The 23,457-nt window shown below is 58.4% G+C and carries 24 protein-coding genes, 1 tRNA gene and 2 pseudogenes; 13 read left to right on the top strand and 14 right to left on the bottom strand.

Going from position 1 to position 23,457, the window contains the following annotated elements:
- Window positions 1–25: 25 nt before the first annotated feature.
- Window positions 26–1,552, bottom strand: a complete 1,527-nt coding sequence (locus tag ACVWZJ_RS07765) for a glycoside hydrolase family 3 protein (RefSeq protein WP_457395630.1) — start codon at window positions 1,550–1,552, stop codon at window positions 26–28.
- A gap of 632 nt (window positions 1,553–2,184) precedes the next feature.
- On the opposite strand from ACVWZJ_RS07765, the gene ACVWZJ_RS07760 reads away from it, so the two are divergent.
- Complete coding sequence (locus ACVWZJ_RS07760; RefSeq protein ID WP_011433905.1) at window positions 2,185–3,051, top strand: hypothetical protein; 867 nt, start codon at window positions 2,185–2,187, stop codon at window positions 3,049–3,051.
- 35 nt (window positions 3,052–3,086) lie between these two features.
- Here ACVWZJ_RS07760 and ACVWZJ_RS07755 read toward each other — a convergent pair whose 3' ends face one another.
- From ACVWZJ_RS07755 to ACVWZJ_RS07730, 6 genes are all read right to left on the bottom strand, one after another.
- Entirely contained in the window at window positions 3,087–4,346 is a 1,260-nt protein-coding gene (locus ACVWZJ_RS07755; RefSeq protein WP_457395625.1) for a class I SAM-dependent methyltransferase, read from the bottom strand.
- A 7-nt stretch (window positions 4,347–4,353) separates the two neighbouring features.
- Entirely contained in the window at window positions 4,354–4,527 is a 174-nt protein-coding gene (locus ACVWZJ_RS07750; RefSeq protein WP_414344869.1) for a hypothetical protein, read from the bottom strand.
- A gap of 47 nt (window positions 4,528–4,574) precedes the next feature.
- On the bottom strand, window positions 4,575–5,126 hold the full coding sequence (locus tag ACVWZJ_RS07745) for an NAD(P)H-quinone oxidoreductase subunit J (protein ID WP_414407512.1): 552 nt from the start codon (window positions 5,124–5,126) through the stop codon (window positions 4,575–4,577).
- A gap of 1 nt (window position 5,127) precedes the next feature.
- A complete protein-coding gene (locus tag ACVWZJ_RS07740; protein ID WP_457395670.1) occupies window positions 5,128–5,862 on the bottom strand; it encodes an NADH dehydrogenase subunit K in 735 nt (244 codons plus the stop codon).
- Window positions 5,859–6,221 (bottom strand): photosynthetic/respiratory NAD(P)H-quinone oxidoreductase subunit C, encoded by a 363-nt coding sequence (gene ndhC, locus ACVWZJ_RS07735; RefSeq protein WP_457384246.1) that lies wholly within the window; start codon window positions 6,219–6,221, stop codon window positions 5,859–5,861. The genes ACVWZJ_RS07740 and ndhC overlap by 4 nt, the downstream gene beginning before the upstream one ends.
- Before the next feature lie 100 nt (window positions 6,222–6,321).
- Entirely contained in the window at window positions 6,322–6,570 is a 249-nt protein-coding gene (locus ACVWZJ_RS07730) for a hypothetical protein (protein WP_011433899.1), read from the bottom strand.
- 647 nt (window positions 6,571–7,217) lie between these two features.
- On the opposite strand from ACVWZJ_RS07730, the gene ACVWZJ_RS07725 reads away from it, so the two are divergent.
- The 3 genes from ACVWZJ_RS07725 (at window position 7,218) to ACVWZJ_RS07715 (ending at window position 9,476) form a co-directional block, all read left to right on the top strand.
- Complete coding sequence (locus ACVWZJ_RS07725; protein ID WP_011433898.1) at window positions 7,218–7,877, top strand: XRE family transcriptional regulator; 660 nt, start codon at window positions 7,218–7,220, stop codon at window positions 7,875–7,877.
- A 151-nt stretch (window positions 7,878–8,028) separates the two neighbouring features.
- On the top strand, window positions 8,029–8,844 hold the full coding sequence (locus tag ACVWZJ_RS07720; protein WP_083757656.1) for an OmpA family protein: 816 nt from the start codon (window positions 8,029–8,031) through the stop codon (window positions 8,842–8,844).
- Window positions 8,845–8,963: 119 nt separating this feature from the next.
- Entirely contained in the window at window positions 8,964–9,476 is a 513-nt protein-coding gene (locus ACVWZJ_RS07715; protein ID WP_011433896.1) for an ATP-binding protein, read from the top strand.
- Here ACVWZJ_RS07715 and ACVWZJ_RS07710 read toward each other — a convergent pair.
- Complete coding sequence (locus ACVWZJ_RS07710; RefSeq protein ID WP_011433895.1) at window positions 9,453–10,583, bottom strand: geranylgeranyl reductase family protein; 1,131 nt, start codon at window positions 10,581–10,583, stop codon at window positions 9,453–9,455. The genes ACVWZJ_RS07715 and ACVWZJ_RS07710 overlap by 24 nt on opposite strands.
- A gap of 275 nt (window positions 10,584–10,858) precedes the next feature.
- Here ACVWZJ_RS07710 and ACVWZJ_RS07705 point away from each other — a divergent pair, with 275 nt between their 5' ends.
- The 3 genes from ACVWZJ_RS07705 to ACVWZJ_RS07695 all read left to right on the top strand — a co-directional run bounded on the left by ACVWZJ_RS07705 (window position 10,859) and on the right by ACVWZJ_RS07695 (window position 11,926).
- A complete protein-coding gene (locus ACVWZJ_RS07705; RefSeq protein WP_414331197.1) occupies window positions 10,859–11,014 on the top strand; it encodes a hypothetical protein in 156 nt (51 codons plus the stop codon).
- A 130-nt stretch (window positions 11,015–11,144) separates the two neighbouring features.
- Window positions 11,145–11,432: a hypothetical protein gene (locus ACVWZJ_RS07700; protein WP_011433893.1), complete on the top strand. Its 288-nt coding sequence runs from the start codon at window positions 11,145–11,147 to the stop codon at window positions 11,430–11,432.
- Window positions 11,433–11,614: 182 nt separating this feature from the next.
- Window positions 11,615–11,926, top strand: a complete 312-nt coding sequence (locus tag ACVWZJ_RS07695; protein ID WP_011433892.1) for a hypothetical protein — start codon at window positions 11,615–11,617, stop codon at window positions 11,924–11,926.
- A 223-nt stretch (window positions 11,927–12,149) separates the two neighbouring features.
- On the opposite strand, the gene ACVWZJ_RS07690 is transcribed toward ACVWZJ_RS07695, so the two are convergent.
- Both ACVWZJ_RS07690 and ACVWZJ_RS07685 read right to left on the bottom strand, forming a co-directional pair.
- A tRNA-Ser gene (locus tag ACVWZJ_RS07690) sits at window positions 12,150–12,240 on the bottom strand.
- A 155-nt stretch (window positions 12,241–12,395) separates the two neighbouring features.
- Entirely contained in the window at window positions 12,396–12,944 is a 549-nt protein-coding gene (locus ACVWZJ_RS07685) for a hypothetical protein (protein ID WP_011433891.1), read from the bottom strand.
- Window positions 12,945–13,344: 400 nt separating this feature from the next.
- Here ACVWZJ_RS07685 and ACVWZJ_RS07680 point away from each other — a divergent pair, with 400 nt between their 5' ends.
- Both ACVWZJ_RS07680 and ACVWZJ_RS07675 read left to right on the top strand, forming a co-directional pair.
- Window positions 13,345–14,328: a PhoH family protein gene (locus ACVWZJ_RS07680; RefSeq protein ID WP_414330856.1), complete on the top strand. Its 984-nt coding sequence runs from the start codon at window positions 13,345–13,347 to the stop codon at window positions 14,326–14,328.
- Window positions 14,325–15,050, top strand: a complete 726-nt coding sequence (locus ACVWZJ_RS07675) for an HAD-IA family hydrolase (protein WP_011433888.1) — start codon at window positions 14,325–14,327, stop codon at window positions 15,048–15,050. Before ACVWZJ_RS07680 ends, ACVWZJ_RS07675 begins: the two co-directional genes overlap by 4 nt.
- Here the strand turns inward: ACVWZJ_RS07675 and ACVWZJ_RS07670 are convergent.
- Genes ACVWZJ_RS07670 through ACVWZJ_RS07660 form a run of 3 tightly spaced genes read right to left on the bottom strand, consistent with a single transcriptional unit; the run spans window position 15,028 to window position 17,737 of the window.
- Window positions 15,028–15,843 (bottom strand): alpha/beta fold hydrolase, encoded by an 816-nt coding sequence (locus ACVWZJ_RS07670; RefSeq protein ID WP_049749594.1) that lies wholly within the window; start codon window positions 15,841–15,843, stop codon window positions 15,028–15,030. The genes ACVWZJ_RS07675 and ACVWZJ_RS07670 overlap by 23 nt on opposite strands.
- Window positions 15,840–16,589 (bottom strand): lysophospholipid acyltransferase family protein, encoded by a 750-nt coding sequence (locus tag ACVWZJ_RS07665; protein WP_011433886.1) that lies wholly within the window; start codon window positions 16,587–16,589, stop codon window positions 15,840–15,842. The genes ACVWZJ_RS07670 and ACVWZJ_RS07665 overlap by 4 nt, the downstream gene beginning before the upstream one ends.
- Window positions 16,589–17,737 carry a cob(I)yrinic acid a,c-diamide adenosyltransferase gene (locus tag ACVWZJ_RS07660; RefSeq protein ID WP_041436711.1) on the bottom strand — a complete coding sequence of 383 codons (1,149 nt, stop codon included), beginning with the start codon at window positions 17,735–17,737 and terminating at the stop codon, window positions 16,589–16,591. Before ACVWZJ_RS07660 ends, ACVWZJ_RS07665 begins: the two co-directional genes overlap by 1 nt.
- 210 nt (window positions 17,738–17,947) lie before the next feature.
- Here ACVWZJ_RS07660 and ACVWZJ_RS07655 point away from each other — a divergent pair, with 210 nt between their 5' ends.
- Window positions 17,948–18,850, top strand: coding sequence for a PLP-dependent cysteine synthase family protein (locus tag ACVWZJ_RS07655; protein ID WP_011433884.1), 903 nt, complete (start codon window positions 17,948–17,950; stop codon window positions 18,848–18,850).
- A 1,031-nt stretch (window positions 18,851–19,881) separates the two neighbouring features.
- Here ACVWZJ_RS07655 and ACVWZJ_RS07650 read toward each other — a convergent pair.
- A pseudogene (locus tag ACVWZJ_RS07650) lies at window positions 19,882–20,001 on the bottom strand (IS200/IS605 family transposase); the annotation flags it as partial.
- A 13-nt stretch (window positions 20,002–20,014) separates the two neighbouring features.
- Between ACVWZJ_RS07650 and ACVWZJ_RS07645 the strand changes: the two are divergent.
- The 3 genes and pseudogenes from ACVWZJ_RS07645 (at window position 20,015) to cax (ending at window position 23,424) form a co-directional block, all read left to right on the top strand.
- Window positions 20,015–21,243, top strand: a pseudogene (locus ACVWZJ_RS07645) (RNA-guided endonuclease InsQ/TnpB family protein).
- Window positions 21,244–21,319: 76 nt separating this feature from the next.
- On the top strand, window positions 21,320–22,090 hold the full coding sequence (locus tag ACVWZJ_RS07640) for a hypothetical protein (protein ID WP_011433880.1): 771 nt from the start codon (window positions 21,320–21,322) through the stop codon (window positions 22,088–22,090).
- Window positions 22,091–22,305: 215 nt separating this feature from the next.
- Entirely contained in the window at window positions 22,306–23,424 is a 1,119-nt protein-coding gene (gene cax, locus ACVWZJ_RS07635; RefSeq protein ID WP_011433879.1) for a calcium/proton exchanger, read from the top strand.
- The last annotated feature ends 33 nt before the right edge of the window (window positions 23,425–23,457 follow it).

Below are 23,457 nucleotides of genomic sequence, written 5' to 3'. Positions count from 1 at the left end.
TTTAACGGGAAAGAGCTCTGTCCCGCTAACGCGACCAGGATCCCTCCGGGTGGGATCCAACCGGCAAGCGACCCTGGGCCGGGATTTGTCCCAACAACACCTGCAGCAACGCCTGTAGAGAGACGGGGGTAGTGCCGTAGCAGGCCAAATAGACCGGGATCTGGGGCAGGGCAAAGGCGTCGTAGGGGGATCCCAAGGCCAACCCAATCACCTTTTCCGGCGGAAGGGATCCCAGCAGCAACCTCTGCGCCGGATGCCGCCACGTCTCCAGGGATCCCACCAGCACCTGCGCAGCCCTTTGAGCCCCTTCTTGGGCAATCCGCTGCTGTTCGGGGGTGGGATCCAGAGGGATGGAGAACACTTGGGCAGCGGGACAGGCTTTTTGCAGCAGCTCCCCCAACAAAGGTACAGGGGTGATAAGCAGCGGGTCAGGGGCCAAGGGAGGCAGGGATCCCCGTACTAGGGTGATGCTGTCTTGGGCGATTTGGCGGGCCAGTGCCCGGTGGTTTTCCAAGCCGGCAGGGGGGAAAGGGGGGCAGGGGGATCCCAATCCGTAGCGCCGCTTCAAGGTCAAAATTCGCTCCACCGACTGATCCAACTGTTCAACCGACAAGCGCCCGGCGCGAAACTCCCGCAGCAGATGGGCATAGGCTTCTTTTTGGATGGCCGGGCTAAAGCCGGGATCTGCCCCAAACACCAGCACATCGGCTCCTGCCCTAAAGGCCAGTTCTGCCGCTTCGGGAATGCCGTAGGTGCGGGCAATGGCCCCCATGGTCAGGGAATCCGTCAGGACAAGACCCTGGAAACCCAGCTTCTGCCGCAGCCAGCCGGACACCACCTCAGGGGCCAGCGTTGCCGGTTGCAAGGACTTCGTCCCGCTGTCGCCGACGGATCCCAGAGCCGGCATCACCACATGCGCCGTCATCATCGCCTCTGCCCCTGCCCGGATCAAAGCCTGAAACGGGCGCAATTCCGTGGTCTGTAGCGCCTCCAGAGGGCGATCCACCCGCGGCAACCCCAGGTGGGAATCCATATCGGTGTCCCCATGGCCGGGAAAATGTTTGGGCGTACAGAGGATCCCGGCTTGCCGATAGCCGTGCCACAGGGCGAGGCCGTAATCTGTCACCTGTTTCGGGTCTGACCCAAAGGCTCGGATGCCGATGATGGGGTTGTGGGGGTTGCTGTTCACGTCCACAACAGGGGCGAAGTTGAGGTTAAACCCCAAACTTTTCAGCTCCGTTCCCACCGCACGGGCCATAGCTTCCGCCTTTGCCAGGGATCCCGCTGCTGCCACTGCCATGGCGCTGGGGAACACCGTCACCCCCTCGGTAAGGCGCACCACCGGCCCCCCCTCTTGATCAATGGCTATCCACAGGGGGACAAGGGCTTGTGCCTGAGCCGCGGCAATGAGCTGGGCCACCTGAGGCAACGTTTGAATGTTGCCGGCAATCGAATAGAAGATCAGCCCGCCCACGTGGTAGTCCCGGATCATCTCCTCGAGAGCGGAGGAAAACTCAGCTCCCTCAAAATAAACCAGAAACAGTTGCCCCACTTTCTCCTCAAGGCTCCAAGCCCTGGGATCCACTGCGGCAGCGGGACGGGGTCCTTTCGCGTCAGCGGGACGGGGTCCTTTCGCGTCAGCGGGACGGAGTCCTATCGAGCATGTCAAAGCAGATGTCCTTGGGCGTCGCTGCCAAGAAAACCGGTCAGGATGAGCGTAAACTACCCGACATCAACCGCTAGGCGGTACGGAGCGGGCTTTTAGTAGCCCTGCAGTTAGCAAGCCAACCACGAGCCTCTGGGGTGGTTTACAGCACCCCCAATCGACCGTTACCAGTGCCTTAAACAACCGTTTCTGGTGTCCGCAGTATTATTATAGCATTCCTCCCGACACCGACCCTACGGGTACAGTGCGGGGCTCCTGCAATTTCTAGCTGAAGTGGCTCTTGCAGGTTTAGAGTGGCGATTGACTTGTAGTTGTGGCCATACTGGAGGGATGGCGTAAAGAACTGTAACCTCAGCAGTACACCAGAGTCATCTTGAAGTGCAGTGATGAAGTGCAGTGAAATAGTGCAGTAAAATTGTCTCTAAGGCGTTCTTTGTTCTTTGTGTTGGTTCTAGCTCCCCTTTCTCCTTAAAAAAAGAGGAGTTGTGAGTGAGAGAAAACCTACCCAAACATTACCTATGGTCAAAACAATCTTCAAGACAATCTCCTCTTCCACCCTGGGGTCGATGATGTTGCCTTTCTCCTGCCGCCAGCTTTGGATAACTGCCTTTCCCGCGTTGGCCGGAGTTACGGTGGCTATTGGTGGCCTTGGGGCGGGAGGATCCCTGTGGCAGGCAGGAGCAGCAGGTTTGGCTACGGGGATGACGGGCTATGTGGCTTCTGCTCTATCTGGGAGCGAGGCCAAAGCCAAAATCCAGCTTCTGCAGCACCTCGAAAATCGACAGAAGCAAAACGAAATCACTCCTTCAGACCTACAGCAACTGCAAAGCGAACTGGCCAACCTGCGTGCTGCCCTTGAAGATTGGGCAAAAGTCCAGCAGAAGGGGGTGGCTGCTGCCCAACCTTATGATGAGGCTCGTTCGCAAGCTCAAACTCCTCAGCTTCATTTTGAAACAGAGATCCAGATCCAATCTCAAGAAGAACGACTTCCTCAGTTACGCGCAGAAGAGCAAAGTCTGAAAGCCTCGATTGGAGATTTACAAGCCAAGAAACAGAAACTCATTCAGTCCCTTAAGGAGGGCATAGCCAAGGTAGAACAACTCCAATCAAAACAGAATCTCCTGAAGCAGGATATTGCCCGCTTAACCCAGGCTTGTCGGTCAACAGGCTCTAGTAACTCCATTAAACGGTCACCTATGCCCGCGAAAGGATCTTCAGACGTATCTCTTGGCTCGGTCCGCATGACCAAAACTGCCGCCGGCGTCGCATGGGCCGACAAATATGACGAAGTCTTTGCAACCCTCGAGGAGCGAATCGACAACCTGGAAGATAGCGCCAGAGCAATGGCAGAACTGGCATCGATGGAAGGCAACGGTAGCCGGTAGGGGCAGACATCCCATCCCAATAGCACCGAAACGGTTCACAGCTCTGGCTCGCCAAAGCCCCGCAGAGGATGAGCATATTCTGAGGGGGTCAGGCCCTTAGCCTGCACCAATACTCCAAAGCCCCCCAACCCCATGGGATCCAGCAGCGCATGAAGAGCGGATCGCCGCCGCAAAACTTGGCCCACATCCACAGCTTCGCCATCAACCGGGTTCCCCATTTGGCTAAGGGCGGCCAGCCGCTCGGTCAATCCCAGGTTCACCAAAAAGCTGCTTTGCCGGGTGAACCCCAGACATCTTAGCCCCAGAGATTCTCCCACTTGCTCTAGGGTCGTAAAGTCCACATGAGCGGTGAGATCCTGGGATCCCACCCGAACATAGGGGTCCGTATAGCTGCCGTGCTGTCGGTAGGCCAAGAGCGTACCTTGGGCGCGGTGGGGGCTGTAGTAGCGCTGGGCGGTGTGGCCATAATCGATGGTGAGCACGTAGCCTCGCCGGAGCTTGCGGGCCAGGAGCTGCAGCCACTCCAAGGCTTTTAGGTTCACCTCGGTTTGGTAACCGGACGGATAAGTTTCTACAGGGATCCCCAAGCGGGCAAAATACTCCCTCAGCTCAGGAGTGGACAGATCCCCCAGCACTTCCCGGAAGTCGGCTTCTGCAGCCTCGCTGCAATCGACATAGATTTCCCGCAAAGCCCCATCCTGTACCTGCACCCGATGCACCGGAAAAGCATCCACCAGCTCATTGGAGAAGAAACAGCCTGTGACCGACTCATCCGGGATCCCGTCCCAATCCAACCAGCGCACCTTCTCCCCAAAAGGGGCCAACCGCTCCTGTTGGAGCCGCCGCAGGTGGGCAGAACGCTCCAGGATCCCATATTCCAGTGCCTGCCAAAAAGGGGGGTTAGCAGAGCGCACGTAGGTCAGCCAATCCTGGGCCAAGCGACCGCTGCCTGCCCCCATCTCGATGACCGTGAAGGCAGAGGGGGATCCCAAAATGTGCCAGAACTGAAGGATCTGCTCTGCCAACAGTTGGGCAAAGTCCGCCGCCAGGTGGGGAGAGGTGAGGTAGTCGGGGCTAATCGGGGATCCCTGCTCGTAATAGCCCAACCCTGGCTCGTAGAGAGCCCACTCCATAAACTGGGCAAAGGTCACCGGTCCCTGAGCGCGAATGCGGCTGACAATCAACTCCCGCAACTTCTGCGTGGCCTGAGGTGTCGATAGAGAAAGACTCGGGTCGCGTAGGTGTTGCTCAGGAGCGATCACAGGTGAGGATTCCAGGGATCCAGACTTACTCAACTCAAACTTACTTGTTCAGGGGACGACGCCAATTTTGGCGAAACTGACGGTTCGAGACCAACAACACAGGCCAGAGGGCCGATACCACCCACTTCCCGGAGCCCGAATAGATGCGATCCGCCTTGCGGGCCGAGTACCAAACTCCTCCTGCGTAGATTGCCAAGAGCAAAAAAGGCCACATCTCAACCCATCCTATTCAACGCTGCTCACCAGGTCAGGGATCCCCAATCAGTAGGCATCCTGCAGCTCATAAAAATCAGGCGTGATGTAGTCCTTGCGCAGGGGCCACCCTATCCAGTCTTCCGGCATTAAAATCCGCTTCAGGTTCGGGTGTCCCTCGAAAACAATGCCGTACATGTCGTAGGTTTCCCGTTCCTGCCAATCCGCCGACTTCCAAATCCAGTATACGGAAGGCAGCCGTGGATCGTGGCGAGGCAACTTTACCTGGAGCCGCACCTCCTGAGGGCGATCCGCCCCGTCTGACAGCTTGATCAGGTGGTAAAGGCTGACCAGTGGCTGCCCTGCCCCCAGGTCATACCCGCACTGACACTCCAGGTAGTTAAAGCCGTAGGCATAGAGGGCGGTACACAGGGGTAGGAGAAAGTCCCGCTCCACCTCCAACAGCTCTACCCCCGCTGCGTCTCTCCCCAAATACTGGTGCTCGAAGCCGTTGTCGGCCAGAAACTGGGAAACCGGGCCCCGCTCCAACGTCACCAAGGGTTCCGACTGCTCGCCTGCGGATGGCGGCGCTTGTTTTTCCTGGGCATTCTCCTCTGCCATCTCACACTCCTCCCTGCAAGGCTTTGAGCTGCTGTTCCGCCCGCTTAAAGTCGGCGGTTTGCAAGGCCGGGGGCACTGGCAAGCCAATGGCCGCAGCCAGCTCTGGCGGGGGAGCTTGGCGGGTCTCGCTCTCCAGATACTTGCCGGTGATGATCTCCGGCACAGGCTTGAGGTTGTGCTTAACCGTGTAGTAGCGGTGGGTTTGCTGCAGACGGCCTCGTTCCCGCATGTCCTCGGCGGCGATCTTCTTGCGCAGCTTGACAATGGCATCCATGATCGCTTCTGGACGAGGAGGGCAGCCGGGAATGTACACATCCACCGGGATCAGCTTGTCCACCCCCCGCACTGCCGTGTAGGAATCGGAGCTGAACATGCCACCGCTGATGGTGCAGGCCCCCATGGCGATCACGTACTTCGGCTCAGCCATTTGCTGGTAGAGCTTGACCAACGCCGGCGCCATTTTCATGGTGACCGTACCTGCCGTGATGATCAAATCAGCCGTGCGCGGCGAACAACGAGGCAGCAGGCCAAAGCGGTCGAAGTCGAAGCGGGATCCCAGCATGGCGGCAAACTCGATGAAGCAGCAGGCGGTGCCGTAGAGCAGCGGCCAGAGGCTGGACATCTTAGCCCAGTTGTACAGGTCGTTCACCGTCGTCAGAACGACGTTGTTGGAGAGGTCGGTAGTCACCTGGGGGGCAGCCCCCGGAAACAAGACTTGCGATTTCTCAGATGTCATGACCATTCCAATGCTCCTTTTCTCCAGGCGTACACAAGACCCACCACAAGGATGGCGATGAAAATCAGGGCCTCCACAAAGGCCAACAGCCCCAAGCGGTGAAACGCCACTGCCCAGGGATAGAGGAACACCGTCTCTACATCGAAAATGACGAAGACCAGTGCGAACATGTAGTAGCGAATGTTGAACTGGATCCAGGCTTGCCCAAACGGCTCCATGCCCGACTCGTAAGTGCTGCGCCGCAGGGATCCCCGCCGCTTTGGCGCTAAGAGTGCGGAAGCCCCCAGAGCCAAAATCGGCAGCAGAGAGCAGAGGATCAGGAAAACCAGCAAATACTCGTAGCCGGACAGAACAAACACGACGCCAGACTGCCTCAGGTGCTCAACATTTAGATACGTTTCCAGTATAGAGCCAGTCTGGGGCTCCCCTGCGCCACGGGATCTTCAGTTCTATTGATGATCATGATTGTTGGGAGCGGCGTTTTTCCAGCCAGCCCCACACTCCGCTCACCACCGCCCCGGCCATCAGGATCCCCAAAGCCGGCTGAAACAAAGGCAGCCAGAGCCGCATCCAAAGTTTGTAGCCCAGTGGGATCCCAAGAAAAGCCCCGGTTACGGAAAAGACAAACCAGACAAACCCGGCGAACACCAGAAAGACAACGGCAATCAGGAAGTTATCCAGCCAGCGCTTGAGGTCAGAGGAAACCATAGGGATTGAGGCAGAACAGCTTGAAGTAGACCCAGAGGCAATCTGGGAACCGAACCTTTTGGGCCGCTAATGCCGATATCTCAGCTAGAAATCGCAGGAGCCCCGCACTGTACTCATAAAGTCAGTGTTGGGAGGAATGCGTGACTTTATTTGTTTTATGTTATGTTATAATAATAATGCGGACACCAGAAACGGCTTTTTAGGGCACTGGTAACGGTCGATTGGGGTTGTCGTAAACCAGCCCAGAGGTCCGTGGTTAGTTTACTAACTGCAGGGCTACTAAAAGCCCGCTCCGTATCGCTTTAGCGGTCTGAGTCGGGTAGTTTACCATCTTTCACCCAGACAGACTGCCAGAATAAGTTCAACAGACAGGGTAGCTTACCCCAGCACTTGGTGAAGATCCCACGTGCACCTTTTTGGGTAGAGTAAGCTGTGCCGGCCCGCTGCTGACCCGCTGTGAACACAACCCAAAACCACGGTAGCGCCAGTAGGATTCCCCAGCCAGCCTGCTAACAATAAGTGAGATTTCCCTTCTGCCGCTTGGTCAGCTCAGGTTGAAGATTGTCCCCAAATGGCTGCACCGGTTGTTGACTTGTCAAGATATAGTGGCAAAAATCTACTTATACACAATATGTAGCGTTAAGCCGATGTCCATCTCCTCTGGCTCTTCTTTTGCAGACCGCTTGCGATGGGTGATTGGCGATGAAGCCGTCTATGCGTTTGGGCGACGGGCCGGAATTAGCGATACGGCCTTGCGCAGCTACCTGAAGGGATCCGTGCCCAGCATTGACAAGGCCGTGAAAATTGCCCAAGTGGGCCAGGTCAACCTCAATTGGCTGATTACAGGGGAGGGATCCCCGCAGTTGCATCCCGACGCGAAAGCAGAGTATGTGTATGTGCCTTTTGTCGATGTGGCCGCCTCTGCCGGAGCGGGGGCGTTGGTGCGCGAAGAATCGATCGAATCGGTGATTGCTTTTGAGCGAAACTGGCTGCGGACGCACTTGAAGGGAAATCCTGCCGAGCTGAGCCTGATTCGGGTGCAGGGGGATAGCATGTCTCCCACGTTGGAGGATGGCGACTGGATCTTTGTGGAGCGGCAAGAGGGTGGAGACCTGGGCTGTGAAGGCATTTACGTCTTTCAGATGGATGGGGATCTGTTGGTCAAACGGCTGCAGCGCCTGCCTGGGTCCCAGGTGAAGGTGATCAGCGACAATCCCCGCTTTCCCCCTTTTGTGGCGGATTTGGCGGATCCCATCAACGGCCTAACCCTCATAGGGCGTTATCGAGGTCGCATCAGTTTTGATTAGCCTCCCACAGCAGATGGCGGGAAGTGGCAGTTGGACCGACCGAGAATCCCCTTGGCGAGATCGGGTCGCCGGTTAGGATGGGTCTTGAGGGTTGAGTTGAGAGGAGTTCCTGCTCCTTGCCTGCGCCCATCCAGCCGGAGGTTTGCCTGCAATGGCTCGTTCGTCCCAGCTCCTAACAGTCGCTCTCCATTCCCTAAGCGGGATCCTCTTGGTCAGCAGCGGAATCTGGGTCGGGATGGTGCTTCCCCAGCAGGCCCAACCTCAGCCCCAGCCGGAGACCAACATCTCTCCCACTCAACCCGCTTCTCCCACACCACCGATCCTGCCCACCTTGGCTCCGCCCCAGGCCAATCCTCCGGTGGCCAGCCCAACAGCAGATGCAGATCCAGAGGAAAATCATGAGAGCCCCACGGATCTGGAGGCAGAGATTCGGGAGATCCGCCAGCAGGTGATCCAGCTCTTGATCAGAATTGAGGAATTGGAGTCGCGGCTGCAACGGCTGCGTTCTCAAACAGCCCCTGAGCCTGTCAGGGAATCTTCCACTGCTGCCGAGATCGTCCCAGGAGAAGAAAGCACCCCAGCCCCGACCAAAACGCTGACCTCTTTTCAGGTGGGAACCCAAACCATCAGCCTGCCGGGCGATTTGCTGTTCGATTTTGACAAAGCCGAGATTCGACCTGAAGCAGCCTCGCTGTTGGCCCAGGTGGCCAAGTCCTTGGAAGCTATGCCCGGCGCCCGCGTTCAAGTGAATGGCCACACCGATAACATCGGGCCCTTAAACTACAACTTGGCCCTTTCTCTGCGCCGCGCCAATGCGGTTAAGGACTATTTGACGAAGCTGCTGCCGGAAGGCCATCCCATCAGTTGGACAACCTCTGGCTTTGGTCCCACCTTGCCCGTTGCCGATAACGACACAGAAGCCGGACGGCAGCGGAACCGCCGTGTGGATTTGGTCATCGCTCCCTAGCTGCACCCCCCAAAGTGGGGGATGACACGTTCTAGCAGGGCTCTGGTCTAGAATCTGGTAGGGTCAATCCGGCCAGGATTGATGGGCTTGAGTTCAATCCTCATCGTTGGGGTTCGGTTTTGAACGCGGCAGGGATCCCTCTGGACAAGAGGCAAACGTTTGCGCTGAGGGTTGACACAACCCTGGACGCGCTTGACCAGGTTTTGACCTGGTTTGAGTCTTTCCGAAATGCGGGCATCCCGGATCCCATTTGGGCGGAATGTCAGTTGGCTTTGGTAGAGGGGTTTACCAACGCCGTTCGCCACGCCCACCGCGCTCTGCCGGAAAGTACGCCCATCGACATTGAGCTGCTGCTGATGCCGCAAGGGCTGGAGTTGCGCATCTGGGATCAGGGGCAGGAGTTTGATCTGGAGGAATTTGCTCGGAACTTGTCGGATCCCACATCGCCCAACGCCAATCTTGAGTCCGAGGGGGGACGGGGTATTTTGCTGATGAAAGCTCTCTCTACTCACCTCAGCTACAGCCGCCAAGCGGATGGTCGCAACTGCCTGGTGATCGGCAAGCGCTTCGACGATCCTGGATCTCGCCCGCGTCTGTCGGTGCCGGGCTTAGGCGAGCAGACCACCGCTTAACTTGCGAATGGCCGAGCTGGCCACATCGCTGTAGCGCAGTTCACCGGCCAAGATCTGGCCCATGCGCCGAGTGGCTCCCGGTCGTTTGACGCCCACCCTGTAGCCCACGCCCGGAAAGCGATAGAACAACGCCGCAATCCGCTTAGCCCAGCGCATTTCTGAGCCCCATTCCTGCTGCACGCGGGCAGAGTAGTTCGCCAGAGCTTCTGTATCCCCGCCTAGAGCTTGATCGATGGCCTGGGCCGCCAACATGCCGGTGAGAAGGGAAGGGCGGATCCCTTCAGCGGTAAACGGATCGATAACGCAGGCGGCATCTCCCACCAAGAGGGCATTTTGGGTGTGAAGCGGTTGATCTTCGTCCCAGAGGCAGATGGGATGGCCAAACGGCTTGACCGACTTCAAGTCTACGCCAAAGCTTTGGGCATATTGGGCGGCAATTTCCCGCAGGTTTTGTTTTTCTCCACCCCGAAAGGTGCCGGCTCCAATCGAGTAGCCATCAGCCTTGGGGAAGTTCCAAATGTAGCCATTGCTGACGGCGCCGAAGTCAAAATGGGCGGCTGCAGTTTGCGGCTGCAGGAGAGGCACTTCTGCTTCCAAGGCGGCAGCCAAGCGACGGCGGCGTTCCTGAAAGCCCAGCCACTTGGCCATTGAGCCTTTTGCCCCATCGGCCCCGATCACGTACCGACCCCAGACCGGGCCGGCGGTTGTCATCACTTGCCAGCGGTCGCTTTGCCACTCAAGGCCGGAGACAGGGCATTCTGCCTGGAGCGCTGCCCCTTGCTTTTGCGCTTGCTGAATCAGGTAGTGGTCGAAAACATCCCGCCGCACCATCCAAACGGGCTCTTTCAAATCCAAATCGACCACCACCGGATCGCCGCCGCGCCAGGTGTAGCGGATTTGCCGGATCTTGAGGGAAATGGCGGGGCCAAAGTCGAAGTCAAACCAAGCCGCCACCATAGGAGAAACGCCGCCCCCACAGGGTTTGTAGCGGGGCAAGGGATCCTTTTCCAGAACCAGCACCGAGCGTCCCCGCTTGGCCAGATGGTAGGCGGCAGATCCTCCAGCAGGGCCGGCGCCGACGATGACACAGTCGTAGAGTTGCGGCATGGTTTTCGATACTCCAGGCCCCCCCATCCTGGGTTCTGCTCACCAGCTTCTAGCCTATTATGGCTGCAGCGAATTGCCTGCACGTTGCTTGCCTTTTTGTCGGGAAGACCATGCGAATTCGCTGGCAGCGCCTTGCCAACCAGCCCTCAGCTTGCTACTGTGCCGCCTGCGGAAAGCGTTTTGCGGGCGGGAAGCGAGTTCGTTGCCTTTTCAACGATAGGGGTCTGAATCTCGGCCCTATTTGCCCAGAGTGCTTTGCCCTTCCCCCAGTTCAGTTGCGAGAACAGATCCACCGCTATGCCTATTTGATGCGCCTGAATCGTCTGCGGGATCCCGGCAGCCAAGACCACGCCCATCATCTGGAGCAAGCGGCCCGGGAGCGCTCCATTCGTTATCCGGGCCTGTGGGGCTGGCTGCGGCAGTGGTGGTAGCGTTGGCAAGGGGATTGGGCATTCTGGAAAAGATGCAGGAAAATCAGGAGAGGTTGCCTTCGGGATCCCAGATCCATCTCGATTTTCCAGACCCGTTGGCTTGTTTGCTCTCGTTGGTTGAGGAGCCCCCATGCACGACCTGGACAGTTTGCCAGAACCAGTAGCCGATGCCTTGATCAAAAGCCTGCTTACGGACGTGGAGCGGCTGATCAACCAGCACGGACTGTCAGAGGTTCTGGTGGGGTTGGCCATGTATTGCAACGTGCAGTTCAAGGCCAAGTTCAATAAGCCCAACCGCACGGAGAAGGATGAGGAGTTGGGGTTTTATTTCCGCGACGCCGCCAAAGCTCTAGAGGTGGCTGCCAGCCTCACCTATCGCACCATCGACCGCTCTCAATCTGCCCGGCCCAGCACCTAGCCGCCGGGATCCCTTTTTGGCCTCCACCCCCAAGCCCCTCTCCCAGGGGGAGAGGGGGGCAGGCATTTAACCAGCAAACCGTTTCACCGCAATGGGAAGGGAAGGAACGCGGCATCTTGGGGTGGCAAGGGATCCCCCTGGGTTTTTATGCTGGTGGGCAACAAGTTGCATTGAGGCTGAGCGTGAGAATCGTCTGGGAACGCAGCATTTACGGGGGCAATGGCCGAGTGCCCTGCATTATCTGTGGGGGATGGGCCAACCCCATCCAGAAAAAAGGGCACCAAGTGTTGCTGGCGGTGGTCTATAACGACCGCGGGCAAATCTACGGGGAAGTCTGCCGCAGCTGCCTCGGTTTGGGGGCCAAAGGCATCAAAGAGTGCCTGCAAGAGCGGATCGCCCGTTTGCGCAAGCAACTGGAAGATTTGGAAGAGCTGGAGCAGGGAGAGGTGCAACTGCCTACATTGGAGCAGGAGTTGAGCGCCTATTTGGATTGAGGACTACACCCCTCTGAAAAACTTACGAAACCCCAATAGGAGGTGACGTCTCTGATTTCTTCCTGCTTCCACGACCCATGACTGGTAGCGGAGTTGGCCTCTATGGTCGTTTCAGGTTAGTCTGAGACGCCCGAGCTACTGAGAAAAGCCCCGCCCTACCGCTATGGGGAAGTAAGCTAACGGCGCGCAGAGGACGTCAACAACCTTGGTCAGCAAATATGGACGGAGAGGGAGGGATTCGAACCCTCGACGGAGCTTTTGGGCCCCGTAACTTCTTAGCAGGAAGCCGCTTTCGACCACTCAGCCACCTCTCCAGGGCCAGGAAGGGCAATGGCAAGCTGGGATCCAGCCACCAGTTCACTCATTGTAGGGGATGGGATCCCACCCGGCAACTGCCCCCTGACCCGCCCTGCAAAGACTCCGTCCCGCTATCGCGATCAGCCGGGATCCCTCCTGGGGTTGGGTGAGTCTAGCTCACCACCTGCAGGTAAATATCGAAGCTGCCGCTATTGTCGCCGTAGCTGCCCTTGGCGTCATTGATGTTGAAGGCAATATCCAGGTTGGGATCCAGATCCACCTCTTGGGGCTGCTCTGGCGAGGACTCGAAAACCTGATGGGCCACCAGTTGGGCGTTGGGTTGAAACAGCACAATCCCGTAGCGGCAGAGGCCCGGGTAGCGCCACTCCTCAGGGGTCGGGATCCCTTTGCCAAGGGGCGAGCGAATGCTGGTGGAAAATGAGAAGCCATAGCGCCAAGCCACATTCCTGGGGAAAAAGCGGATACGGCTGGCCCGCAACGGACGCCCTTGCCAGCGTAAAATGTTGCCCGCCTCTTGGTTCACCCGCAGGTCACGGAAAGCCATCCAAGCCTGTAAAGCTTCTTCTTCAGGTTGGATCCCTTCGATGGCCAGGGCCTGGCTCCAATCCAAGTCACTGCCATCGCAGGTGATCTGCCGCGGAATTTGCGCCAAATCCAGTTGTGCCAACCCCAGAGTATCAGACGCAGATTGGGTAAACATCTATCTCTGATACATTTACGCTGAACACTGCTGAACATCACTGTTCAACTATGCAGCGATAGCATTCTGTTTGTTTCCAAACAGAATGGCGGTATCCCGCAAAGCTTTGAGTAGAATACCCAAAGCGCAGTTTCCGTGTCGTCTTACTACCAATTTTCTGCTTTGCTTTGGCTACCATGTTGGCAGACTCGAAAGTAAACAGAAAGATCAACTGGTAGTAATCCGTACTGAACATATTACACATTATTTTCAGTATAGTTGAGCTTATTATTGACTAGAGTCATGCTCTTGCGCTTGACCCCTGGGCTCTGCAGCGGCTTTCCACAGCCCAGAGCGCCCTGACAAGCGTTTTTGGTAAGATCACCCCTACAGGTCTCCCAGGGTGCCCGGCGCCCACGGCATGCACGACAACCCTACTTCCCTCTCTTCTGATTTCGAAGTCATCTCTCTGTCCAATCCTCAACAGGCCATGTCTTTGGCGGGCACTCAGGAGGCCAACCTGAGGTGGATCAGTCGCTCCAGCGGTGCTTCTGTAACGCTGCGCGGACAAGACCTGTACCTGAAAGGCACTCCTCAACAGCGGCAGCAGGTGCGGCAATGGCTAGAATTGCTGAGGCCGCTTTGGCAAACTGGGCACCCCGTCACTGTGATCGATGCAGAGCAAGCTTTTCGCGCCCTCTCCGGACAAGAGGCTGCCGCCTACCAGCAAGCACAAGCAGGGATTTTGGCCCGCACCCGCAAAGGGGAGCTTATCCGACCGAAAACGCCCCGCCAACAGGAGTACGTGCGAGCCATTCGCACCCACGACCTCTGCTTTGGCATTGGACCGGCGGGCACAGGAAAAACCTATCTGGCTGCCGTTGTGGCCATTGCTGCCCTACAAAACCGGGAGTACGAGCGTTTGATCTTGACTCGCCCGGCTGTGGAGGCGGGAGAAAAACTGGGGTTTTTGCCGGGGGATCTGGTGGAAAAGGTGGATCCCTATCTGCGGCCCCTTTACGATGCCCTGTTCGAGTTTATCGACCCGGCCAAGCTGCCGCAGTTGATGGAGCAGGGGGTGATCGAGGTGGCGCCGCTGGCCTATATGCGAGGCCGTACTTTGAGCAATGCCTTCATCATTTTGGACGAAGCCCAGAACACCACCCCCGAGCAGATGAAGATGGCCCTCACGCGGCTGGGATTCCGGTCGCGTATGGTGGTTACCGGGGATCTCACCCAAACGGATCTGGGCAAACATCGCATGTCCGGCCTGGCAGCGGCAGAGCGTATTCTGACAGGGGTAGAGGGGGTTGCCTTTTGCTACTTCGACCAGCGGGATGTGGTGCGCCACCCTCTGGTGCAGCGGATTGTCGATGCCTACGCCCGCTACGAGGGGCAGTCGTGAAGCTGAGGGTGCTCTTTTTCGACGCTGTGGGCACTTTGTTTCGGGTGCGGGGCAGCGTGGGCCAGGTTTACAGCCAGGTGGCAGCGGAGTATGGGGTAAGGGTGGATCCCCAGGCCTTGGATCGCGCTTTTGGCCAAGTTTTTGCCCAGGCTCCAGCCCCGGCCTGCCCAGGATTGACGGGATCCCCTTTGCGGGAGTGGGAGCGGACCTGGTGGCGCCAGGTGGTGCGGGAGACTTTTGCCCGGGTGGGATCCCTGGCTGCCTTCGGAGAGCACCGGTTTGAAGACTTTTTCGCCCAATTGTTTGAGCACTTTGCCGGGGCGGATCCCTGGGAGCTGTATCCCGAGACGCTGCCGGCTTTGCGGGCCCTGCAGCAGGAAGGGATCCGGTTGGGGGTGATCTCCAACTTCGACAGCCGCTTGCCCAGGGTGCTGCAGCAGTTGCAGTTGGATCCCTACTTTTCCACCCTCACCCTCTCCACCCAAGTGGGCTATGCCAAGCCCGATCCCCGCATCTTCCAAGCTGCCCTGGCAGCCCACGGGATCCCCCCCGCAGCCGCCGGCCACATTGGCGACAGCCGCCGCGACGATTATCAGGGGGCAAAAGCAGCAGGCTTGCGAGCCCTTTGGCTGGATCGAGAGGGGAAGGATAGCTCCTGCCCAGAGCGGATAGAAGATCTGTGGGGATCCCTGTCCATGCTCAATGGGCCGAAGCAGAATTGAGCAGCAGAGGGGCAAAAAGGCCATCCGGCTTGAGCAGGTAACGCCGCAGGTTCATCCGCCGCTCCAGCAGGCAAGCGTGGCCGCTCTGGGGCGAGATTTCTACCTGCGCCTGGGGCAGCCGTTCCGCCAGCCAGCCCACCTCCTGCACCGAGGGCAACAGGCGATCCCGGCCCCCTGCCACCAGCAAAGTCGGCAGGGTCATCAACTCCAGAGGCAGCTTCTCCACAACAAAGGATCCCAGCAAAGCCAAGCGCTGGGCAGCCACTGTGGGTTCAACACTGTGAACTGCCTGGCGCAGCCGCTCCCGATCCGGCGGCTCCATTTGGCTGAGCTCCGCCAAAGCCCCCAACCCTCGCTCCGACAACTGCTGATAGAGCCCCGGCGGCAAAAAAGGCAGGAGAACATGCCCTGCCCACCACCAGGGCCTGCGTCGCAGCGACGAGGCCGGATTGACCAAAATGAGGCCACGGCACCGTTCCGGCCATTGGGCAGCCACCAACAAGGCCAGGCAGGCCCCGAAAGATTCCCCACACAAATACGCCCCCGCTTCTAGCTGGGATCCCACCCAATCGGCCAGGGTTTCCCAGCTATCCCCCGCTTCCGGGTGGTTCAAACTCAGGGGGCGAATGCGAAACTCCCGCTGCAGAGCCTGCGCCTGCCGGTAAAACAACGTACCTGTGCCATCCATACCGGGCAAATACAGCAGCAGGGGCCGCTCCTGACCGACCGCTCCCGTTGCCGGGCTGACCAAGCTAGAGGCAGATGCTACCGGCTCGCCACTCAACTTTCTCATCTCTCTGCCAATCCCAATCGCACCTGTTCTCGGGCCGCTGCAGTTAGCTCTTGAATGACCTGCATTCGCTCGCGTCGGGATCCCTGGCGCTGCTTCCTGCCCACCCAAAGGGGGGATCCCACCCTGAGCACCACCCGCCGATACAACACCACCGGATGTCCCCCTTCCTGTTGAAATCGGGGTTCAGTGGGGTCAAACCAGCGGAAAAAAGCCATGGGAATATCCATCCCCCGCCATTCTTCCTGCGCCCACACCGCCACCGGCAGAATCGGCAAGGGATCCACCGCTGCCGCCAGCGCCAGGTGGGCAAAACCCGGCTGAAACCGCCCCACCTCCCCAGGCGAGGTCTCACGGGTGATCTGCTCCGCCCCTTCTGGGAAGATCCCCACACCCACCCCCGCTGCCAAACTGGCCTGCGCCTGGCGAAAAAAATGGATTTGCTGCCGGGATCCCTGCTTGAGGGGAATGCAGTCCAAAGCCAGGGCGATTTCCCGCAGCAGCGGCACCTGAGCCAGGTAGTAATGGCAGGCAAAGCGAATCGGTCGGTCCAACCCCGCGATCAGCACCGGCGCATCCAGAAAACTGCGGTGATTGCTCACCACCACCAGCGGGCCGGCGGGAACGTGCTCCTTGCCCTCCACCCACACTTCCGTCTGGAAAAGGGTGAGCAACAACTGGGCCAGAGTCCTGGGGTCTGGAGGCCAAGAGAGAGCAGAATTGGCTGAGAACGCTGCGAAGGATCCCATCAATAGTCCACCCCGCGCCGCAGATCGGCCCCCTGCTCGGCATAGTGCTTGTGGCTCACCATTTCCGAGTGGACAGAGGCCAGCTCAAAGTAAGGTAAGGGGGCATGGCACCGCCCCGTGATGATGATCTCCGTGTCCCGCGGCTTGCGCAGCAAAGCCTGGACAATCGGCTCCACGTCCAGCAGCTCCAGATCCACCGTCGGGTTCAACTCATCCAAGATGATGGTTTTGTACAGGCCAGAAGCGATGGCCGCCCGTGCCAACTCCCAGCCCCGCTCCGCTTCTACATAGTCGATTTCCTGTTGTTTGCCCCGCCAGACAATGGCGTCCCGACCGCAACGCTGGTGATCCACCAAATCGGGGTAGCTTTCCCGCAGGGCCCGAATGGCTGCATCCTCGGTGTAGCCCGTTCCCCCCTTCAGCCATTGCATGATCAGTACACGATGGGAGAGATCCTTACTGATGCCGCGTCCAATCGCCTGCAGAGCCCGCCCCAGAGCGCTGGTGGATTTTCCCTTGCCGTTGCCGGTGTAGATCTCGATGCCGCTGCAAGGGGGTTGGCCGTTTTGGGGATCCGTCGCCCGCCGGACACTGCGCATTTCCGAGTGCAAATCCGCCAGGTCGATAATTTCCTTGGGAGCGCCGCGCCCGGTGATGATCACCTCCATGGCCTCCGGCTTTTGCTTGAGGGTACTGACCACCTCCTCCACAGGCAACAGGCCCAGATCCAGCACCGGGTTGAGCTCATCCAGCACCACCACCGAGTAAAACCCCGACGCCAAAGCCCCTTTGGCCACATCCCAACCGCGGCGGGCCTCCTGACGGTCAAACTTGGTGATCTCATCTGGGCCGAAAAACTCTCCCCGCCCGGTGCGCAATTGATCGATGAGATGGGGGAAGCCTCGCTGCAGAGCCGCAATGGCCGCATCCTCAGCATAGGTTCGGCCTGGCCCCTTGAGAAACCGCACCAGCAACACCCGGCTGGGGGCCGCCTTTTCGATCCCCAAGCCAATGGAACGCAGCACAACCCCTAGGGCCGCCTGGGACTTGCCTTTGCCCTCGCCGTCGTAGACATGGATCTGGCCCCGTCGCCGATCAAACTGCTGGGCAGTCACAATCCCAATTTCTGCCATGCCCCTCCGCGTCATCCTGCTGTGGGAAAATCCCGCTTTTCTACCCCCATCTTAGAGCCTACTTGGAGCCTAGCCAGAACTTGGGCAGGAGGGGGAAACTAAAAAGCTCCCAAGAGGCCGGAAAGACCGGGGTAAGATGAGCAATGGTTGTCCAGCCGATGCCTGTCTAGCGAGGGATCCCCCTTGTATCCGACTGCATTTTCTTCTCGCCCGTTACTCCCTGCTGTGGATAGCCCTATTGAGCTGGTGGGGGGGACGCCGCTGATCCGTCTGCGGCGGGTTGCTGCCGATTTGCCGGAATCGGTACGGGTATATGGCAAGGCAGAGTGGTACAACCCTGGGGGTTCAGTCAAGGATCGCCCGGCCCTCAACATGATTCGCGCTGGCGAACGCCAGGGCAAGCTTACCCCCGGCAAGATCATCCTCGATGCCACCAGCGGTAACACCGGCATCGCCTATGCCTGGATCGGGGCCGCCTTGGGCTACAAGGTCAAGCTGGCTCTTCCCGCCAACGCCAGCCCGGAGCGCAAGAAGATCCTGGCTGCCTATGGCGTGGACTTGGTTCTGACGGATCCCGCTCTGGGATCCGATGGGGCCATCGAGAAAGCCCGCGCCCTCTATGCGGAAAACCCCGAGCTTTATTTCTACCCTGACCAGTACAGCAACCCCGCCAACTGGCAAGCCCACTACGAAACCACTGGGGTGGAGATTTGGGAGCAAACCCAGGGGCAGGTCACCCATTTTGTTACCGGGCTAGGCACCAGCGGCACCTGTATGGGGGTGGGGCGGCGCCTGCGAGAGTATCGCCCGGATATCCAAATCATTGCCATGCAGCCCGACTCTCCCTTCCATGGCCTGGAAGGGCTCAAGCACATGGCCACAGCTCTAAAACCCGAGATTTACGATCCCACCCTGCCTGACCAGCACATTGAGATCTCCACAGAAGCAGCCCAGAAAATGGTCAAGCGCTTGGCGTTGGAAGAAGGCCTGCTGGTGGGCATCTCTGCCGGCGCCAATGTGGTGGCAGCCCTAGAGGTGGCCCGTCAGCTCTCCTCTGGAGTGGTGGTGACCATCTTTTGCGACGGGGCTGACAAATATCTTTCCGAGCGTTTCTGGACAGAGGAGTGACATCCTCCCGGCGCTCGTCCTGTGGACAGAGCGCGGGCTACTCTTCCTGTCAGCGGGACGGAGTCCTTACCTCGCAGTTGGGCATTCCTGCCCCACGCCACTTGCCTGGGTCTACAACCCCCGACAAAACAACTGGACAGGCGGTTCTCCTTCCCCAGCCTCCCTGGCTACTGCCAGCTCGCAAAACAACCTCTAATCCACCCAGCACAGTTCCCAAGGCTGAGTCCCGATGCACCCGGTACCGGCATTCAGGGCACTGAGGCCCCCCGACAGCCCAGCTGTTGCTAACCGTCCCTCAGCACTTGCAACCGACTCGACGCACTCCTTGGGCAACATCCCCCTTGCCCAGCCCTTGGCCTTGAGGTCTTCCACAAAGAAAAGATAAAGATAAAGATAAAGAGGGTCTGCCCTCGGTCCTAACGCCAATGGGCCCTCTGGAAATGGAACTTTTGGCAACCATTGGCAATGCCCTGCTGCATCCTGGCAACCTGCAGTGGTGCTCTCTTCCAGTGGCAAGACCCCTGCTGTTTTCTCGCCCCCCTGGGTTGCAGCCTTCTCAGCTGGCCTTGCAGGGCTTTGAAACCCTTGGGCCGTTCCCGGCAGACGCTGTCTGGCAAGGGGTTCTGCTGACGGTAATCAGAAGGGAAGGGTGCATCGGCAGGCAGGATGGACTCCTGCAGCAAGGAACCCCTGTCCAGTGGCCAAGAGCAAGATTCTACCCACTCCTTAGATTTCTGGCAAAGCGTAGTTGTATACGCGCCGGCCAATCTCCAGCCACGTCAACAGCGAGGACTCTGTCCCGCTAACGCGAGCGGCTTGCTGGGAGGCATCTGGATCAATCCGGTGCTTGTAGGGTACGCCAGCACAGGTACGTTTTACTACAGATTTTGCTCAGGGGTATGGCGGGGATCCATGTATCCCGGTGCTCACCCTGCGGGCAGGGCGCGGGACTGATTGCCCCTGCACCCCGTTAGCTACACCGCTGGGAAGCCCCGCCCTCTATATAGTGGCTAGTCACTATCCACTCACCACTATCCAGGGTGAGGGTCGGGATGAAAGGCGGGGACACTTTGGTTTTCAATGGACTGGCCTAAAACCGAGACGGTAACCCCACCGCATGAAGCAATAAGGTAGGATTCATTCCAGTAGATTACCCTTGCCTCAATGAGAACTGCTTACCAGTACCGTTTGCGACCTACGCCCAGCCAGATTGCTTTGATGAGCGAGTGGCTAGACTTGTTACGGAAGCAGTACAACTACCGCTTGGCAGAGCGCTTTGCGTGGTGGGAACACAATCGCTGTGACATCAATGCTTGTCCCCTAGTCTGTCATTTGCCCCAGCTGAAAGACAAGCCCGATTTCTACTCCCAGAAACGGGACTTGGTGAGCACGAAAGCCCTGTTTCCGGAGTACAGAGCAGTCCATTCGCAAGTCCTGCAAAACTGCATAGAGCGAGTGCACAAAGCATTCGACCGCTGGCTGAAGGGGGACTGTAACGGCAAGAGGGCAGGGAAACCCAGATTTAAGGGAGCTGGGCGGTATCGCTCCTTCAGTTTCCCCCAGATGAAACAAGACTGCATTTGCGGGCAGTTTATCCATCTGCCCAAAATCGGTGCTGTTCGGATAATTCAGCACCGTCCTTTGCCTGACGGTTTTGTCATCAAGACTGCTACCATCACCCGCAAGGCAGACGGGTGGTATGTGACCTTGAGCCTGCAAGATTCATCTGTCCCCGTATTTACCCCTGACCCGCCAACACTGGAGAACACGATGGGGATCGACGTGGGACTGGACTCCTTTTTGGTGACCGACGCGGGGGAGTCTGTTCCAGTTCCCCAGTATTACCGCAGAGCCCAAAAGCGGTTAAAGAGACTGCAGCGGGCAGTGTCTCGCAAGAAGAAAGGGTCAAACCGCCTATGGCTAGTGACTAGTGGATAGTGACCAGTGGATAGTGAATAGTGACTATCCACTAACCACTATCTCAGCGCAAAGATTTTCATGACAAAACAGCGAACTGGCTGGTAAGCAAGGGCAAACATATTGGGTACGAAGCCCTGAATATCAAAGGTGTTGCTAGAACCCGACTAGCAAAATCTACCTATGATGCTGGGTGGGGACAATTTCTGCAAATGCTGGCAGTCAAGGCTGAAAGAGCTGGGCTGAGGGCGATTGCAGTGAATCCCAACGGCAGCAGTCAAAACTGCTCTCGGTGCGGTCAAAGAGTACCGAAAGCGATTCAAGACAGATGGCATTCTTGTTCCCATTGTGGGCTAGAACTAGGACGCGACCACCATGCGGCCATCAACATCAAGCACAGGGCGGTGGGGCATCCCGTTCTTTTCGCGTCAGCGGGACGTAGTCCTCAAGCGCAGGAAACGTCCTTTTCGCGCTAGCGGCGCGGAGCGCTTTGCGTCAGCATGAGTGTGGGAGTATGTCACGTACCTTTAAGGCTGAGCGCAGAGGGATCCCATGGCGATCATCGTCCTGAAAGCCTGGTATTTGGATTCGGTGTTGTCTGCTTCCCAAGTCCAACAGAGGGCCCCCGACCTGCGCCTGAGCCGTACCGGCCTCTTGAAAACGGCGATGCGGGCCGACTTTCTCGACGATGTGGAGCAGGTGAAGGCTTCCCTGTGGTGGCAGCGCTACCTGGAAGGAGAGCTGGTGGAGTTTTACATCGAGGGCAGCGGTGCCTACAGCATCTCCAACCTCGATTTAATTAGCCGCGAGATCTACTTTAATAAGCGGGCCACTCTGAACATGACCGAGCCGGTCATCTACTTCTGCGGCCAATCGGATTACCCCGACTCCAGCGCCACTCTGCACCGGGCATTGCAAGCCGTGGTAGAGACCCTCAATCGCAACCACGGGCCGGTTGTGCCCCTACAGCTTCAGGGATCCCTTCCCGCTGAGGCTGAGACCCCGCTCATCGATGCGGCCTTGATTCGCAAGCTCAAGCACGCGCTGCTGGTGGTGGCCGATGTAACCCCTGTGCAGGTGAATGGCCGGGGGCGTCCCCTACCCAGCCCTCAGGTCTGTCTGGAGTTGGGCTATGCCCTGCAATCGAAGCGCCCCGAACAATTGCTGCTGGTACAACTCCCCCGCGACGGCATCGAGGGATCCTTTCCCTTTGAGGTAGAGGGCAGCAGTTTTTTGAAAATCGCCGATCCCCAGCATCTGTCCGATCAATTGGGAGCCGAGATCGCCCGGCAGTTGCAGCGCAACCGGGTTATCTCCCTCTAGCCAGCAGCACCTATCCAACCTCCCCTCGCAGCCGCTAGACTCTTGGAGATGGCCTCATGGTGGCCGCCTCTGGCCATAGGGGGCGCGGATCCCCGAAACCCAAACAGCCTCGCTACCTTATTTTCCCCTTGTGAACCATGACCCTGGCTAACGCAAATCCTTTGGTTTCGCCGGATCGCTCTGCATCAGGTTGGCAGAGAGGTCTGAACAGCATAATGTTCCTGCTGCTGTTGGGGGTTCCCCTATCTTGGGTGGGGCACTTCCGGGGCTGGGATCCCAACCTGGTCTTCCTCTGTGCGGCTTTGGCGGTGGTGGCCTTGGCAAAGTTTATGGGTCAGGCCACGGAAGAGATTGCAGCCTTGACAGGGCCGACAGTCGGGGGGCTGATCAACGCCACCTTTGGCAATGCGGCGGAGTTAATCATCGGCTTGGTGGCACTGCGGGCGGGGCTGGTGGATGTGGTAAAAGCCTCCGTCACCGGCGCGATCATCAGTAACCTGCTCCTGGTGGCCGGCTTGGCCATGTTTTTGGGCGGGATCAAGTTTCGAGAGCAGAGCTTTCGACCCGAGGTGGCCCGCATGAATGCCTCGGTGATGAACCTGGCGGTGGTGGCCTTGATCTTGCCCAGCGTGGTCACCTATGCCGATGCCAACTTGGGGGAGATCTCCATCCAAGAGCTATCCACGGCAGTAGCCCTGGTGCTGATTGGGGTTTACGGTCTCACTTTGCTGTTTTCCCTCAAAACCCACAGTTACCTCTACGCCCTTCACGAAGCAGAAGCCGCAGAAGATGAGGCGGCCAATCGCCTGGCCCCCAATCCGGTTTTGCAGGCGGAAGGATCCATTCCCCAAGTGCTGACGGCTCCGCCCGAGGGAGCCGGTTTGGGGTTTTGGGTGCTGGCCCTCTTGGGGTTGACGGTGTTGGTGGCGCTGGAGTCGGAACTGTTGGTGAGCACTCTAGAGGACACGCTGGAACACTTTCACATGACGCCGCTGTTTATGGGGGTGGTTTTGTTGCCGATCATCGGCAACGCGGCAGAGCATGCGACGGCGATCACGGTGGCCATGAAAGACAAGATGGATCTCTCCTTCTCGGTGGCGCTGGGCTCGACGATGCAGATTGCCCTGTTTGTGGCACCTCTGCTGGTGCTGGCCGGGGATGTGCTGCATCAGCCCATGAACTTCAACTTCGGCATGGTGGAGTTGGTGGCCATTGCCGTCTCGGTGCTGCTGATCAATTCCGTTAGCAGCGATGGGCGCTCCAACTGGCTGGAAGGGCTACTGCTCTTGGCCACCTATGCCATCCTCGGGATTGCTTTCTTCTTTCTGGAGTGAGGCGTTAAAGTGTTCTGCACCGCTGACGCAAAC

The organism is Thermostichus sp. OS-CIW-29 (genome assembly GCF_054058195.1).
This window is presented reverse-complemented; position numbering and strand designations above follow the sequence as displayed.

Excerpts from the sequence above, each read along its gene's own strand:
- ACVWZJ_RS07725 (WP_011433898.1), top strand. The coding sequence starts at position 7,218 with ATGTCCATCTCCTCTGGCTCTTCTTTTGCAGACCGCTTGCGATGGGTG.
- ACVWZJ_RS07665 (WP_011433886.1), bottom strand. The coding sequence starts at position 16,589 with ATGGGATCCTTCGCAGCGTTCTCAGCCAATTCTGCTCTCTCTTGGCCT.
- ACVWZJ_RS07685 (WP_011433891.1), bottom strand. The coding sequence starts at position 12,944 with ATGTTTACCCAATCTGCGTCTGATACTCTGGGGTTGGCACAACTGGAT.
- ACVWZJ_RS07680 (WP_414330856.1), top strand. The coding sequence starts at position 13,345 with ATGCACGACAACCCTACTTCCCTCTCTTCTGATTTCGAAGTCATCTCT.
- ACVWZJ_RS07750 (WP_414344869.1), bottom strand. The coding sequence starts at position 4,527 with ATGTGGCCTTTTTTGCTCTTGGCAATCTACGCAGGAGGAGTTTGGTAC.
- ACVWZJ_RS07760 (WP_011433905.1), top strand. The coding sequence starts at position 2,185 with ATGGTCAAAACAATCTTCAAGACAATCTCCTCTTCCACCCTGGGGTCG.
- ACVWZJ_RS07640 (WP_011433880.1), top strand. The coding sequence starts at position 21,320 with ATGGCGATCATCGTCCTGAAAGCCTGGTATTTGGATTCGGTGTTGTCT.
- cax (WP_011433879.1), top strand. The coding sequence starts at position 22,306 with ATGTTCCTGCTGCTGTTGGGGGTTCCCCTATCTTGGGTGGGGCACTTC.
- ACVWZJ_RS07700 (WP_011433893.1), top strand. The coding sequence starts at position 11,145 with ATGCACGACCTGGACAGTTTGCCAGAACCAGTAGCCGATGCCTTGATC.
- ACVWZJ_RS07745 (WP_414407512.1), bottom strand. The coding sequence starts at position 5,126 with ATGGCAGAGGAGAATGCCCAGGAAAAACAAGCGCCGCCATCCGCAGGC.
- ACVWZJ_RS07670 (WP_049749594.1), bottom strand. The coding sequence starts at position 15,843 with ATGAGAAAGTTGAGTGGCGAGCCGGTAGCATCTGCCTCTAGCTTGGTC.
- ACVWZJ_RS07660 (WP_041436711.1), bottom strand. The coding sequence starts at position 17,737 with ATGACGCGGAGGGGCATGGCAGAAATTGGGATTGTGACTGCCCAGCAG.
- ACVWZJ_RS07730 (WP_011433899.1), bottom strand. The coding sequence starts at position 6,570 with ATGGTTTCCTCTGACCTCAAGCGCTGGCTGGATAACTTCCTGATTGCC.
- ACVWZJ_RS07740 (WP_457395670.1), bottom strand. The coding sequence starts at position 5,862 with ATGACATCTGAGAAATCGCAAGTCTTGTTTCCGGGGGCTGCCCCCCAG.
- ACVWZJ_RS07710 (WP_011433895.1), bottom strand. The coding sequence starts at position 10,583 with ATGCCGCAACTCTACGACTGTGTCATCGTCGGCGCCGGCCCTGCTGGA.
- ACVWZJ_RS07720 (WP_083757656.1), top strand. The coding sequence starts at position 8,029 with ATGGCTCGTTCGTCCCAGCTCCTAACAGTCGCTCTCCATTCCCTAAGC.